The organism is Clostridium sp. HCS.1, assembly GCF_047900555.1.
Classification (GTDB): domain Bacteria; phylum Bacillota; class Clostridia; order Clostridiales; family Clostridiaceae; genus Clostridium.
On the sequence record NZ_CP170704.1, the window covers coordinates 2,398,315 to 2,413,622 of the forward strand.

12 protein-coding genes are annotated in these 15,308 nt (G+C 25.3%); 4 read left to right on the top strand and 8 right to left on the bottom strand.

Annotated features, from left to right (window positions below):
- Window positions 1–10 precede the first annotated feature (10 nt).
- From ACFYH6_RS11420 to ACFYH6_RS11435, 4 genes are all read right to left on the bottom strand, one after another.
- Window positions 11–1,855 carry a tetratricopeptide repeat protein gene (locus ACFYH6_RS11420; RefSeq protein WP_416178627.1) on the bottom strand — a complete coding sequence of 615 codons (1,845 nt, stop codon included), beginning with the start codon at window positions 1,853–1,855 and terminating at the stop codon, window positions 11–13.
- Window positions 1,856–2,065: 210 nt separating this feature from the next.
- Window positions 2,066–2,854, bottom strand: a complete 789-nt coding sequence (locus ACFYH6_RS11425) for an ABC transporter permease (protein WP_416178628.1) — start codon at window positions 2,852–2,854, stop codon at window positions 2,066–2,068.
- A complete protein-coding gene (locus tag ACFYH6_RS11430) occupies window positions 2,847–3,614 on the bottom strand; it encodes an ABC transporter ATP-binding protein (RefSeq protein WP_416178629.1) in 768 nt (255 codons plus the stop codon). Before ACFYH6_RS11430 ends, ACFYH6_RS11425 begins: the two co-directional genes overlap by 8 nt.
- A 167-nt stretch (window positions 3,615–3,781) precedes the next feature.
- The gene (locus tag ACFYH6_RS11435; protein ID WP_416178630.1) at window positions 3,782–4,810 is read right to left on the bottom strand and encodes an ABC transporter substrate-binding protein; all 1,029 of its coding nucleotides are present in this window, start codon (window positions 4,808–4,810) and stop codon (window positions 3,782–3,784) included.
- 181 nt (window positions 4,811–4,991) lie between these two features.
- Between ACFYH6_RS11435 and ACFYH6_RS11440 the strand changes: the two genes are divergently transcribed.
- Entirely contained in the window at window positions 4,992–5,369 is a 378-nt protein-coding gene (locus ACFYH6_RS11440; RefSeq protein WP_416178631.1) for a CidA/LrgA family protein, read from the top strand.
- Complete coding sequence (locus tag ACFYH6_RS11445; RefSeq protein WP_416178632.1) at window positions 5,369–6,073, top strand: LrgB family protein; 705 nt, start codon at window positions 5,369–5,371, stop codon at window positions 6,071–6,073. The genes ACFYH6_RS11440 and ACFYH6_RS11445 overlap by 1 nt, the downstream gene beginning before the upstream one ends.
- Window positions 6,074–6,188: 115 nt before the next feature.
- Here the strand turns inward: ACFYH6_RS11445 and ACFYH6_RS11450 are convergent, their stop codons facing one another.
- From ACFYH6_RS11450 to ACFYH6_RS11465, 4 genes are all read right to left on the bottom strand, one after another.
- Window positions 6,189–8,144 carry a DNA topoisomerase gene (locus ACFYH6_RS11450; RefSeq protein ID WP_316343933.1) on the bottom strand — a complete coding sequence of 652 codons (1,956 nt, stop codon included), beginning with the start codon at window positions 8,142–8,144 and terminating at the stop codon, window positions 6,189–6,191.
- Between the two features lie 66 nt (window positions 8,145–8,210).
- The gene (locus ACFYH6_RS11455; RefSeq protein ID WP_416178633.1) at window positions 8,211–8,708 is read right to left on the bottom strand and encodes a TspO/MBR family protein; all 498 of its coding nucleotides are present in this window, start codon (window positions 8,706–8,708) and stop codon (window positions 8,211–8,213) included.
- 62 nt (window positions 8,709–8,770) lie between these two features.
- A complete protein-coding gene (locus ACFYH6_RS11460) occupies window positions 8,771–10,780 on the bottom strand; it encodes a sensor histidine kinase (RefSeq protein WP_416178634.1) in 2,010 nt (669 codons plus the stop codon).
- Window positions 10,781–10,786: 6 nt separating this feature from the next.
- Complete coding sequence (locus ACFYH6_RS11465; RefSeq protein WP_416178635.1) at window positions 10,787–12,718, bottom strand: sensor histidine kinase; 1,932 nt, start codon at window positions 12,716–12,718, stop codon at window positions 10,787–10,789.
- 467 nt (window positions 12,719–13,185) lie between these two features.
- Between ACFYH6_RS11465 and ACFYH6_RS11470 the strand changes: the two genes are divergently transcribed.
- Complete coding sequence (locus ACFYH6_RS11470) at window positions 13,186–14,544, top strand: Mur ligase family protein (protein WP_316343942.1); 1,359 nt, start codon at window positions 13,186–13,188, stop codon at window positions 14,542–14,544.
- A 16-nt stretch (window positions 14,545–14,560) separates the two neighbouring features.
- Entirely contained in the window at window positions 14,561–15,286 is a 726-nt protein-coding gene (locus ACFYH6_RS11475; protein WP_416178636.1) for a type 1 glutamine amidotransferase, read from the top strand.
- Window positions 15,287–15,308: the final 22 nt, after the last annotated feature.

A 15,308-nucleotide genomic window follows, 5' to 3' on the forward strand; every position in this document is an offset into this window, starting at 1 on the left:
AATAGCACTTTTAATATATCAATTTTAAATCTTTAATATTAAATTCTTCTGTTTCATCTGCCATATATTTATCATAGGCATTTTTAATAGAATTATAGTTTTCTATTATTATATTTTTATCTTCATCAGTCATTCCTGCCGAGATTTCTGAATAAGCTGCTTTAAGATTTTCAAAACCTCTTAACAAATCTTTTTCAACAACTAAATAATACCATGCTGCATTATTTAATGCTCTAACATCTTTATCATTCATTGAATAAGCCTTACGAGTTACCTCTATCCCCTCTTCATAATTTCCTTCTATTAAATAAAGGGCCCCTAATGTTGTATAGTACTCTTGTATATTATCGTCAATTTCTATAGCTTCTTTAATATTTTCTATAGCATCTTCATACTTTTCATCTTTTATATCTATTTCTGCAAGCTTTTTATATAAATCGCTATTATTATTTCTTAAATTAATGGCAAATTTATAGTATTCCTTTGCTTTTTCATCATTAGAAACATAATTTGTACAATAATTAGCCAAATTCAATATTATTTCATAGTTAAAAGGTTCTTTTTTCATTGCTTCCCTATAATATATTTCAATAGTATTAAAGTCCTTCTTACCATTTAGTATACTTGGTATTAATATTCCAAAACTTTCACCATTATTAATATTAGAGTTTATGCTCTTCTTTGCATATGTTAAAGCTTCATCATATTTTCCATTACTTAAGGCTTTAAGAGATAATAAATAATATGTTGAATAGGATTCCTTATCTATTGCTTTTGATTTATGAATAGCATCTTCTAAATATTCTTGCTTCATACTTTCATTATTTGAATTATTATATACTTCTTGCTTTATAAGATCAGTATTAATAGTGTCAATCTTTTTATTATCTAATTCATTAATTAACTTTAATGCCTTATCTGTAGAATTCTTGTCCATTGAATATGCAGCTGCTAAAAACACCTTATATTCATCTTCATTTGAATCATTTATTCTATTTTTTAATTCCTCAATTAAAGAATCCTTATCAAATAAATACATTTCTCTTATTACATTAAATATTTTTATGTCATTATTATCTATATTCCAAGCCTCTTTTAATAAATCTATTCCTTTATCCCATCTATTAATTAATATGTTCATATTAGCATATGTAGCAATGTCATGTGATGATTTTTCATCTAAAGGATAAGTATCTAAAAGTTCCTCTGCTTTATACTCATTATTATTTTGAAGATATGCAATAAATAAAATTTTTGCAATATCTTTATTTTGTCCATAATCTTTAATGTATTGTTCCCCAAAGGAAATTACATCTCCATATTCTTGGTTAAAAGTAAAGGTAAATAGCATTGATTTTATTAATTCTAAATCTTTTTCTTTATATGCTTCATAGCCTTCAGCTTTTATAACTTTGTCTCTCTTTATTAATGCTTCTTTTAATAAAGTATTTGATTTTTCTTTTTCACCTTGTAATGAATATATATCTGCAATTTTAACTGTCCATATTGGCCAATTATCATTTTCTTGCATTTTTCTATATTCTTCAATAGCTTTATCATTTTCATTTTCATAGTATAAATATTCTGCAGAATTACTAGCAATATTTACTTCTTCCACAGTAGTAAAACTTTTTATTGATATTATCATAATAAGAACTAAAAGACATGAAGTGCTTATAACAAAAAGTGGTTCTACATATTTATTTTTAGAATTTGCTTTTTTATATAAATAGCTTATCTTTTTCATGCTACTTTTTAAAGCTTTGTTAACTGGTTTAAATAAGCTTTTAACTTTGTTAAAAAACGGTTTCAAACGTGTTTTAAACTTAGAAAAAAGTCCCTTTACTTCTTTCATATTCCCCTCCAAAATAAGTTTATCTATGTGTTCTATTTTAATACATATAGATTTTATCAAATATTCACCTTTTTTACAATTATAAATTTAAATATGGAATATATGCTATTTAAAGAGCTGTGAAGTATATTTAACCTAGATTCATATTTTTAATTTCTATATATCACAGCCCTAAACAAACTTACTATTACTTTTATTCTAATTACTAATTTAACTTATATTCTTAAGCTTTTCTTCAAGCTTTGAAACTAGCTTATACATAATAAATGCAATTACTGAAAGTATAACTATACTCATCATAACCATGTCTAGTTGAGATATTTGTCCACCATAAACGATTAAAAATCCAAGCCCCTTTCTTGCTACTAAGAATTCTCCCATTATTACTCCTACCCAGGATAAGCCTACATTTATTTTTAATGCTGATATTATAACTTGAATATTAGCTGGGAAAACAAGATATCTTAAAGTTTGAAATTTATTTGCTTGTAGAGTTTCCATTAGTTTTAATTTACCTTTGTCAACCTCATTAAATCCAGTTAATACAGTTATAATAGTAGTTACAATTGAAATAAGTAATGCTACAACTATAATTGCTGTAATACCATTACCTACCCAAAATATAACTATAGGGGCAAGTGCAACCTTAGGGAGTGCATTTAATACTACAAGGTATGGATCTAATACTCTTGATGCAAAAGGAAAAGACCATAAAATAATAGCTATTATAGCTCCTAATACAGTGCCTAATGTAAAGCCTAATATTGTTTCATAACATGTGATTAGTATGTTACTAAAAAGAGTTCCTTCTTTTATAAATGAAACCAATGATTTTATTATTCTACTTGGACTAGATGTTAAAAATGGATCTAGAATTTTAAGTTCTGCTAAAGATTCCCATAAAACTATGAAAATTATTAATAACCCTACTCTAAATAAAGTAACCTTCAATGAATTTCTTTTTACTTTCTTTATATATTCTAAATGTTCATTACTCATTTACAATGTCCAACTCCTTCCATAACAAATTAAAGTATTCGTTAAACTCTGGCTCTTTACGCCTTTGAAAAGGAGTAGCTTCTTTATTATTAAATTCAATTTTTACATCTAATTTTAGCTTTGCTGGTCTTTTAGTAAGAACTATTATTCTATCTGAAGTGGCAATGGCTTCTCCTAAATCATGGGTTACCATTATGGCAGTTTTTCCTTCTTTTTTTATAATTCCCTTTACATCATCACAAACCTTTAGTCTGGTTTGATAATCTAAAGCTGAAAATGGTTCATCTAAAAGAAGCACATCTGGATTTAAAGCAAGAGTTCTAATTAGTGCAACTCTTTGTCTCATACCTCCAGATAATTCAGTTGGTTTATGGTTTTTAAATCTATCTAATTGATAATTTTTCAATAGCTTATCTACCCTTTCAATATTTTCTTTAGTATTTATTTTTTTTACTTTAAGACCTAGCATTATGTTATTTCTAACAGAAAGCCATGGAAATAAATAATCTTTTTGAAACATATATCCCATTTTATCTAATCTATTTTTAATATTTTTATCATTATAAACTATTTCACCTTCAGATGGCTTTAATAAACCACTAATTATATTTAATAACGTGGATTTTCCACAACCCGATGGTCCAATTATACTTACAAATTCACCTTTTTCTATTGAAAAATTTAACTTATCTATTGCTTTAGTTTCTGCATTTATAGAGTGATAAGTTAAACCCACATTTGAAATATTTATTAAACTCATTTTCTAACCTCCTTTCAATTATGTATTAATACTTTAAATCGCATATAAAGAGCTCTTTTAAAATATAAAATTAAAAATTAAGGCCGTAGAATTCAGAAATAAGCTTCTTCAAAGCTTATAAAAATGTAAATTTTTAATAAGAGGCTGTTTAGCAGCCTCTTATTATATTACTTAGCTTTCATAGATTCTTCTGCAAAAGTATTATTTACTATCTTTTCAAATGAAGGTCTTTCAGGTAATAGACTACTATCATAACTTTCTATAACATCCATTAATCTTGCTAAGTCTTCTTCTTTTATTGAAGGTTTAGTAGCAATAGCATTTATCTCTTTATAGTTTTTTACAACTGAAACTATTATATCTTTGTCTGTTCCAGGGAAAAATGAACTAATAGAATCAGCTATCTCTTCATTATTATGTGTTTCAACCCATTTCTGTCCCTTGTAAATTGCATTAGTAAATCTTTGAAGTATTTCTGGATTCTTATCCATATATGATTTAGTTACAAAGAAACAAGTATATGGTAAATTTCCAACTTCTTTTCCAATAGAAGTAATAATCTTACCACTCCCCTCTTTTTCTAACATTGAAGCTGTTGGTTCAAATAAAGTAACATATTCACCAGTTCCAGCTTTAAATGCTCCAGAAGTAGCTGTAAAGTCTATATTAGTTACCATATTAACATCTGTTTTTGCATCTAATCCATTTTTCTTTAAAGCATATTCGAAAGCCATTTCAGGAACTCCACCTGGTCTTCCTCCTATGATTTCAGTACCCTTTAAATCTGTCCATTTAAAGTTTTCCTTTGCTTCTCTTCCTACTAAAAAGGCTCCATCAGTTTGAGTTAATTGAGCAAAAAGAACTGGATAGTCCTCTCTACCTTGATTATTAATGTAAATTACTTGTTCTGGTCCTGCAAAACCAATATCTGCATTTTTGCTTAAAACTTGTTGCATGGTTTTGTCTGCGCCTTGTCCAGTGCTAAGGTCTATTTCTAGCCCCGCTTCCTTAAAGAAACCTTCATTTATAGCAACATACATAGGTGCATAAAATACTGATCTTACTACCTCATTTAACCTAACTTTTGTTAATTCTTTACTTTCATCAACAGCTTTTTTATTACAAGAAATTAAACTTAATGAAGTTATTCCTAATAAAGCAACCGTTGATGCAATTTTAATTAATTTGCTTTTCATTTAATCCTCCATAAGAATAGTAATTAATCTATGGTTTATAATATGAATAGGTAGCAAATTTTGTTAAAAAATAAGGGATTATAATTTATTTTTACTTTTATTTCTGTGTAAATGTTTTACTTCATTTACTTATGTTTTTAATAGTGATAAATTAATAATGATAGTTTAAGGAGGTAATCTAATGAAAATATTTAGAGAAGCTATTATTATTCTTGGTATTTATCTAGTTGGAGAGCTAATTTCTAAAGGGTTTTCTCTTCCACTTCCTGGAAATATTATAGGAATGATAATTTTATTAGTATTATTATTTGCAAAAGTAATTAAAGTTGAAAAGATAGAAAGCATATCTACATTTTTTTTAGATCATTTGTCGTTTTTCTTTATACCAGCTGGTGTAGGATTGATTTCATCCTTTAGCTCAATAAAGGATAGCTTAATATATATTTTACTTTTATGTTTAATTACTACAGCTATTGTAGTTATATCTACTGGTACTATTGTCCAATATGTAATAAGAATTAAAGAAAAGAAAATCAAGAAAGGATACAATGCAAAGTAATGGAAATACTAACAGAAAACATTTTATTTGGAATAATAATCTCACTCCTAGCCTTCGAAGCTGGTTTATTAATATATAAAAAAACTAAATTCCCACTTTTTAACCCACTATTAATAGCTATAGCTTTAGTTATTAGCTTTTTACTAATTTTTAAAATCGATGTTGATGTATATAATAAAGGTGGGCAGTTTATAAATATGTTTCTTGGTCCTGCAACTGTAGTTTTAGCAGTGCCACTTTATAAGCAATTCCATTTATTAAAAAAACATTTGTTACCTATATTAATAGGTATATTAATAGGAAGTTCTATAGGAATATCATCAGTAATTTTATTAGCTAATATCTTTGGTTTAGACAAAGTATTAACTATATCTTTATTATCAAAATCTGTTACAACTCCTATAGGTATAGAAATAACCAATCAACTTGGTGGCTTAGCTCCAGTTACAGTATTATCTATAGTTATATCTGGAATTATTGGATCTATAATTGGACCATTATTATGCAAGAAATTTAAAATTAATGATAAGGTTGCTATTGGTATTGCTATAGGTACAGCATCCCATGCTGTTGGAACATCTAAAGCTTTAGAACTTGGCGAAACTGAAGGTGCAATGAGTTCATTATCAATTGGTATAGCTGGAATTATGACCGTATTCTTAGCTCCAGCCTTCTATGCATTATTATCATTTTTAATTAAATAAACAATATAATTTACATATTATTTAAACTTACATAATTTTAAGCAAATAAAAACTCTCTAAAAACTTGATGAAATCAAATTTTTAGAGAGTTTTTTTACTCTTCATTCTTTAATTACTATTGTTGGTTTTTAATCTTTAATAATTTAGTATTTAAAGCTCCTATATTAGATGATTTTAATACCCTTTGTGTATTATTTCTAGTATATGCTTCAAGCTTAGTCATAAACTCATCTGGCTCTATTTCCTTATCATTTACAAGCTTTAATCCCTTTTCCCAGGAAGCTGTTAATGCAGGATTAAGAAGAGATGGTACAGAAACCTTTATTGCTTCATATATCATTTCTCCAAGATTAGTTGGAGTTATAATTTGAGTTTTCTTATTGGCTTGCATATATTCTATATTAATTAACTTTTTAAGAATCTCTGCTCTAGTAGCTGATGTTCCAATTCCAGCTCCTTTAATATGTTCCCTAAGCTCTTCATCTTCTATAAGCTTTCCCGCATTTTCCATAGCTATTATCATTGAACCAGTAGTATATCTCTTTGGTGGTGAAGTCTCACCTTCCTTTATTTCTAATTCATTAATAATTAGCTTAGTTCCTTTTCGTAAGTTTTCAGGAAAAGCCTCTTCCTTTTCTTCTTTATCATTACCTAATATAACTAGATATCCCTTGTCAATACATACCTTTTTATTTAAAATAAAGTTTTCTTTTCCAACTAATATAGTAATAGCCATTTTACTATATTGTGCTGGAGGATAGAATATAGATAAAAATCTTCTTAAAATAACAAAGTATACTTGTTTATCTAAGCTAGGTAGCTTTAGCAAAGTATCTTTTCCTTCTCCAGTTGGTATTATGGCATAGTGATCAGTAATTTTACTATCATCTACATATTTGCTCTTTAATATGCTCTTTGCATAATCCTTTTCTATTATTTCATTTGCTACATTGGATAGTTCTTCGCCTATGGGCATATTCTTAAGTTTAATGACATTTCCTTTAATCCCCTTTGCAACTGCTGTAGATAATACTCTTGCATCAGTTCTTGGGTATGTAACCATCTTCTTTTCATAAAGATTTTGAACTATTTTTAAGGTTTCATCTGGACTAATTTTAAATCTCTTTGTACATTCATTTTGAAGTTCTGCTAAGTTATATAAAAGAGGTGGATTCTTTTTTTCCTTAGTTTTCTTAACTTCTTTTATAGTTCCAAATCCTATATCTCTTAATTTAGTAATTAGCTCTTCAGCATCTTCCTTCTTATTAAAACCTACTTCACTATATAGTTTAGGAGATTCAAAATACTCTGATCCTTCTATGGCCTTCCAATCTGCTACTATTTCTACAGTATCTTCTTCCTTTGAGAATTTACCAGATATCTTATAAAAAGACTTTTTATTAAAATCTCTTATTTCTCTTTCTCTTTCTACCACCATTCCAAGAACACAAGTCATAACTCTACCTACAGCTATAACAACATTCTTATCCTTTTGTAGAATATTAGCAAGAGTCTTACCATACAATAGTGTTAATAGCCTTGAAAAATTTATACCAAATATATAATCTTCTTTAGCTCTTAAATATGCTGAATGTGCTAAAGAATCATACTCTGACAATGGCTTTGCCTCTTTAATCCCTCTTTTTATTTCCTCTTCAGTCTGAGAATCTATCCATACTCTTTTCTTTACTTTTTTAGGATTACCAGCCATATCATCCACTAGTCTATATATATATTCCCCTTCTCTCCCAGAGTCAGTACAAACATAAATGGTTTCTACATCTTCTCTATTCATTAAACCACTTACAACATTAAATTGTGCAGAGGCAGAAGGAATTACTTCATATTTATATTCTTTTGGTAAAAAAGGTAAGTCTCTTAAATTCCAAAATTTTAATTTTTCATTATAAACTTCTGGATAACTCATTGTTACCATATGTCCTACACACCAAGTAAAGATGCTTTTTTCACCCTCAATATATCCGTTGTTTCTCTTCCCCTTGACATTTAACAACTTCACAAATTCCATAGCAACTGAAGGTTTTTCTGCAATAAATAAAGTTTTCCCCATAGAAACTTCCTTTCTAAATAAAGTAGACCTTCATAGAAGGTCTACTTTATTATACTACAACTTAATTTACATTTCATTAAAAACCCAAATAAAGAAATTCAAAACTCCTGCAAAAACTAACCAAAGCATATATGGAAAAAGTAATGCTCCAGCAATTTTATCTATTTTTATAAACTTTATAAAGGTAATTGCAACAAAAATAAATAATATTATTATCCATATAAAGGCTACTCCATATAATCTAAAAGTAAAAAATATAAAACTCCACATAAAGTTTAATATAAGTTGAATTAAATAAAAGAAATATGCTCCATTATCTTCATTATGTTCTTTATTTCTTATATATATTCTATATGCTGCAATTCCCATTAAAACATATAAAATACTCCACACTATAGGAAATACAATGCTTGGCGGCATGAAAAATGGCTTTTTTACATTAGCACTGTAAAAATTAATAGCATTCCTATTTATGTAAGAAACTAAAAAACCACCAAGAAGAGGAACTAATATATTAAAAACTAATGGAATAATTTTAATACTTCTATTAAGTTTATTTTTCACATATAACACTCCTATATAAATTATTCTTTATTATATATGCTTTAATAATTTAAGTTATGTTATTAGAAGTAAATATCTGAAAACTCTATATCTATTTTTTGCTGAAGCTCATTTATAGTCATATCATGACTTAAGCAGCTGTCTTTAGCCTTTAAGTTTTTATTATATGGCAATACTATTTTATATAGATTTCCATATTTAGGTCCTGCACTTATAGTAATTTCTCCTTTATGGAGATTCACTAATCCTTTAGTTAAATATAAACCTAATCCACTTCCTTCTGAAGGTCTACTAAAAGAAGCATTTACTTTTGTAAATTTTTCAAAAATTTCATTTCTTTTATCTTTTGGTATAGTTTCCGCATCATTTAAAACCTCAATTATTATATTATCATTTTCAATTTTTATGGAAATATAAATATTCCCATTTTCTTTTCCATACTTTAATGAATTTGATAATATATTTAGCATTATTCTTTCCATATGGTCTTTATCAAAGTTTAAATATATTTCTTCAAATTGTGGATCATAAATAAGGTTATTTTTTTTTAATTTCATATAATTATCGCAAGATAATATTACATTTTCAATAATGTCAACTATATTATAGGTTTTAATATCGCTTTCTAAAAATCCTTCTGAAAGCTTATTACTATCAATAAAATTATTTATAGTTCTAATAAGTCTTAAACAATTTTGCTTAATAATTTGGTTGTTTTTATTAATCTTATCTATTTTATTATCTTTTAAATAGATATCATTTAATTGAAGAGCTGAATAAATTACATTAATTGGAGTTCTAAGTTCATGAGAAATATTTGAATAGAAGCCCTCATTTATATTTTCTTCTTTTAGCTTTTTTTCTATCTTTACTAGTTCTTTTCTTTGCTTTATAATTTCAGTTACTTCAAAAAAAACAAGTATTTTCTTATTTTCTTTAATATTTATCAAACACATATCATAATCTCTTAATTTACCAAATTTATCTTTTAATTTTACTTCAGCAGAAAATTCTTTATTTTCTCCATTATCAATATAAATTTCACCTGTTATTTTATTAAGTATTTCATTTAATGTTATTTTATTTTTTTTATACTTCATGTTAATATCTTTTATATCGAAAATTTCTTGAAAATAATATGAGTAAACTAATATATCATTTTCAAATACTAGTAATCCTTTAGAAAAAGCTTGTACTACATCTTTATATTTTTTTTCACTCTTTTTTAATAATAAATTTAAATCCTTTAAATCCTTTTCCCTACTTTTTAAACTTTTATTCAAATTCTTTTTTATTTCTTTAGCTTTGTTTAAACTCTCATATGCATTAGCATAAAGATTATATAATAACTTTTTTTCAAACTCATTATATAATATAAAACACGAAATCAAATTACTTGTCCATATAAAATAAGATAAATCTTTTTTATAGTAAAGAGCAAGAAACAAAAAAATATTACTTAAAATCATAAAAAAACTAATTTCTAATATCCATTCTTTATTTTTAGTTAAATTAAACCTTTTATATGAATATAATATACTTAAAAATATAAGAATCCCAAATAATAAATTAGTTATTAATCCTATTTTACTTTGAAAAAAATAGTTAGCATATTTTAAATTATTACATTGACTTTTCATAATAAAAAACATAAGTGGTATTAATAATAAAAAAAGCACCCAATGTATCATTGATGAATACTTTCTATAATAAATTATTATACTTACAAGTATATTTATTAAAGTTAAAAAAATTAAAATTTGAAAAAAGGTTGTAGATAAATTAATATTATTTATTAAATATGCATCTTCTCCAAAGACAAATCCTAATATAGCTATAAAAAAATATCCTCGTCCTATTAGTTTTAAGCTTCCTACCTCTTCATTATCCACCTTAACCATACTCATAGTAAATAATAATACTGTTATTGATAGACATAAAATTCCTGTAACAAAAATAAATTCATTATCCATGTTATAAAAAATTTTTAATATAGTAAGTACTATAATAATTGGTACAAATACTTGAGACATTAACCCTTTATAAGAATATCTTAATTTCTCTTTAATCATTTATATTTATACCACCCCTTTCTTATATAACTTTATGGAAAAACGACTTCCTTTACCTACTTCACTTTCAAGTTTTATATCACCATTTTGAGCTTTTATTAAATTATGTACCACAAATAACCCAACTCCAAATCCCTTTGAAAAATTACTCTTATTTCTTTTTTCCATTTCATATTTATTAAAAGCTCTAGAAATAAACTCTTTATTCATTCCTATTCCATTATCACTTAATTCTATTAATACATACTCACTAAAATCCTCTATTTTTACAAATATATTTCCACCACTATTAGTAAATTTTATTGAATTTGAAACTAAATTTAATATAACTCTTTGCATCATTTCCTTATCAAAATGAATATATATTTCCTCTTCACTAGTATCAAATATAATATCAAGACCACTATTATTTATATAAGGAGTCAAAGAAAACAAATAATCTTCAATAAATTCAACTATATTATAAAGGCCTAAATTTATTTCTAAATTTTCTGTGTCTATTTTACTTATGTCAATTATATTATTTGTAAGTTTAGTTAATATCAAACAATTTTCCATACTAATTTGGTTATAGGATTTTACCTTTTCAATATCATTTTTATCTATTAATATTTTTTCAAGCTGAATAGCAGAATATATGACGTTAATTGGTATTTTTAAATCATGAGATATATTTGATAAAAAATTCTTTTTTATTTCTTCTCTCACTTTAATATCTTGAAGTTCTTCTTTCATACCTAATAATTTTATTTCTTCTGTTAAATCTTTAAATATTAAAATAAATTCTGAATCATCATTATTTAAGTTAAAAAATCTTACTTCTAGTTTTTTATCATTTAGATATGCTGTAGTTGTATAAGGACTTGAGCTATTACCAAAGCAAGTCTCCTTATTAATTTTAACGTTAAAGTCAACAAATCTATCTATACGTCTATTTATAACATTTCTAATATTTTTATCTCCTATTTCATTTAAAAATTTTATATTACAATATGTAATTCTAAAATTGCTATTTACAATTACAATAGGACTTGTCAAGCTTTCTAAAAAGCTTTTGTACATCATTTGGTTATCACTTAATTTTTTTGAAATTTCTTCAAGTTTATAATTATTATTCATTATTTTTCTATTTATATCTTCTAAGTAATTACTTGTATCTACTTTTTCTTTAAAAAGAAATACATAGCATTCTTTAATTACATTACTAATTACTCCAATCATAGTTGATATCAATATAATTTTCATTAGGATTATAATAAAATTACTTATTGTATTAATTACTATATTTATTGAAATAATAATAAAAAGTAATCTTATTATTTCAATAAATAAACTTAATTTAATTAAATCAACCTTACCTTTACAATTAAAATCAACTTTAAAGGTATTTCTTAAGGTTATAAAAATAAGAATGAAAATAAATAATATATGTATAATACCTATCTGCCAGCTATTATATTTATTTAGTAAATTTATTTGAATAATACTTATAACAATCAAAATTATGTATTCTATATGCATAATTTCAATATTATCTTCACTAACTCTATATTTAGATATCATATAATAAAAAATAACTATATTAATATAGCTAAAATCAGCACTATTATATCCTATATTATTAAGTAAATTCTTTAAAAATATAAATTGTCCTTCTGGAGATAAAAATACTAATATTATAGTACAATTAATTATTAGAAATATCTTTACTATTCCATATATCTTCTTTTGCGTAATACTTTTTATATGTATTGAAAATATTAACAGAATAATTGACACCATTAATTCAATTAACTTTAATAAATCAGATGCCATATTCTTATTAAAAAAAGCAACTTGGCTAAATAAACAATATATAAATGATGTACCTAAAATATATAACAAAATCTCTAGTGAATTCATATAATAAATTTTTTCTTTAAAATTATTATAATCCATGTTTTTCCCCTCGCTAAACATTATTACTACATAATTTTACATCAATTTCTTTTATATGTGAATACAATTGTAACATATTGTAAATAAATATATTTTTATATATTAAAAAATGCTCTAAATAAATAGCTTCAATTAAAACTTTAAAATATATGTTTATTTATTTTTCAGCGAAATCATCATTTTTTCATATCCACTCTGACACTTCATGTAATAATTGAATTATTCCATTAGATTTTTTACTGCTTTCCTACTTTTAATATGCTCTGGATTTTCCTTCACTATTTTTAAATACATACTTCTCCAAAATTCTCTTCCCCTTTCATAGAAAATATTAATAAAATCTTATCATATGATTATTTTTAAGTATCTAAAGTTATGTTATACTATTCTTTGTAAATTTAAATTTTACTTTAACATGATTATATATTTATATTATTGTAAATAATATGAATAAATATTATAAGGCGGTGAATAAGATTAGTATTAAATCTACAATAAGCATTATAGCTTCAAAATTAACAATTTTTCTTACAAAAACAATACTAAAAGGGGGAACTACCTTCCCTGGAAAAGTAGCCTTAAAAATAGATAGTAATATACTAAAAAAAGTATCAAAAGGCTACAAAGTAGTTTTAGTTACAGGAACTAATGGTAAAACTACTACTACTAGCATGATCTACAACATTGTAAAGATGAGTGGAAAAGAAGTAATTACAAATAATACTGGAGCTAACCTTTTTCCTGGAATAGTAACAACTTTTATTGATAATTACAAGTTCTTTAGTCCAACTAAAGATGCTTATGCAATAATTGAAGTAGATGAAGCAAATTTAAAATATATTACTGAATATATTTCTCCTGAAATAATTACAGTAACAAATCTTTTTAGAGATCAATTAGATAGATATGGTGAAGTATATACTACTCTTTCTAAAATATTAGAAGGAATTACTCTTTCTCCAAATACTACTCTAGTTCTAAATGGTGATGAATCTCTTTTAGGTGATTTAAAACTTCCTAATAAAACTGTATTTTATGGTTTTAATGCAAAAATAAATGATAATAAAAATATTGATATTAATGCAGATGCAAAGTTCTGTAAGTTTTGTAAATCTCCTTATGAGTATAACCACATTACATATAACCATTTAGGTGACTTTTACTGTACAGGCTGTGGTTTCAAAAGAGCTGAGCTTAAATATGCTGTAAATGAAATATTAGAACTAACTCCTGATAGCTCTAATGTTAAAATTAATGATTTAGTAGTAAATATAAGTCAATCAGGGGTATACAATATTTATAATGCATTATGTGCTTATTCTATTGCTAAAGAACTTGGAATAAATGATGAGTCTATTGGAAATTCCTTACAAAACCAAGATTCAAGCTTTGGTAGACAAGAATCATTAAATATAGAAGGAAAAGAAGTTAAAATTATTTTAGTTAAGAATCCTGCTGGTTATAATCAAGCACTAGATACTCTTTGCCTAAATAAAGATAATTTTGCTGCTGCTTTTCTTTTAAATGATAATTATGCGGATGGCACTGATGTTTCTTGGATTTGGGATGTTGATTTTGAAAAGCTTCATGATTTAAATATAGATGAAATATTTATTTCTGGTATTAGATGTTATGATATGGCAGTAAGACTTAAAATTGCTGGATTAAATAAAGATAAATTTATTATAGAAGAAAACTTTGATTCATTAACAGAAAAAATTAAAGCTAGTAAAAATAATAAAATTTATATTTTAGCTACTTATACTGCTATGATTAATTATAGAAAGCACTTATATTCAAAAGGCTATATTAAGAAGCTTTGGTAAGAAAGGAGGCCTATATATGGAGTTAAATATCTGTCATCTTTATCCTGACTTACTTAACGTATATGGAGATGTTGGTAATATATTAATACTTAAACATAGAGCTGAAGAAAGAGGAATAAAGGTAAACTTAATAAATATATCATTAAATGATGAATTTGATTCTGAAAATACTGATATACTATTTTTTGGTGGAGGTCAAGATTTTGAACAATCAATAGTATCAGATGATTTAAAAAATATAAAAAAGCCTTCTCTTGAAAAATATATTGAAGATGGAAAATTAGTTATTGCTATTTGTGGTGGTTATCAACTTCTAGGAAACTACTATATGGCGCCAAACGGGGAAAAAATTCAAGGATTAGGTATTTTAGATATATATACTGAAGGCGGAGATACTCGTTTTATTGGAAATACTGTAATATATAATGAAGAATTTAATGAAACATATGTTGGATTTGAAAATCATTCAGGAAGAACCTATATTAATGGATTAAAGCCTTTAGGAAAATGTCTTCATGGTTATGGCAATAATGGTGAAGATGGTTATGAAGGTTGTATTTATAAGAATACTTATTGTAGCTACTTCCATGGTTCTCTTTTATCTAAGAATCCTGAACTTGCTGATAGATTCCTAAATATTGCACTTAGTCATAAATATGGTGAAGTTAAATTAGACAAACTTGATGATGAATTAGAACTTAAGGCTAAAAATATAATAATAAATAAATTAAATAATAAATAATTAATTATAGGAGCTTCTTTTA

Excerpts from the sequence above, each read along its gene's own strand:
- ACFYH6_RS11420 (WP_416178627.1), bottom strand. The coding sequence starts at position 1,855 with ATGAAAGAAGTAAAGGGACTTTTTTCTAAGTTTAAAACACGTTTGAAA.
- ACFYH6_RS11425 (WP_416178628.1), bottom strand. The coding sequence starts at position 2,854 with ATGAGTAATGAACATTTAGAATATATAAAGAAAGTAAAAAGAAATTCA.
- ACFYH6_RS11430 (WP_416178629.1), bottom strand. The coding sequence starts at position 3,614 with ATGAGTTTAATAAATATTTCAAATGTGGGTTTAACTTATCACTCTATA.
- ACFYH6_RS11435 (WP_416178630.1), bottom strand. The coding sequence starts at position 4,810 with ATGAAAAGCAAATTAATTAAAATTGCATCAACGGTTGCTTTATTAGGA.
- ACFYH6_RS11440 (WP_416178631.1), top strand. The coding sequence starts at position 4,992 with ATGAAAATATTTAGAGAAGCTATTATTATTCTTGGTATTTATCTAGTT.
- ACFYH6_RS11445 (WP_416178632.1), top strand. The coding sequence starts at position 5,369 with ATGGAAATACTAACAGAAAACATTTTATTTGGAATAATAATCTCACTC.
- ACFYH6_RS11450 (WP_316343933.1), bottom strand. The coding sequence starts at position 8,144 with ATGGGGAAAACTTTATTTATTGCAGAAAAACCTTCAGTTGCTATGGAA.
- ACFYH6_RS11460 (WP_416178634.1), bottom strand. The coding sequence starts at position 10,780 with ATGATTAAAGAGAAATTAAGATATTCTTATAAAGGGTTAATGTCTCAA.
- ACFYH6_RS11465 (WP_416178635.1), bottom strand. The coding sequence starts at position 12,718 with ATGGATTATAATAATTTTAAAGAAAAAATTTATTATATGAATTCACTA.
- ACFYH6_RS11475 (WP_416178636.1), top strand. The coding sequence starts at position 14,561 with ATGGAGTTAAATATCTGTCATCTTTATCCTGACTTACTTAACGTATAT.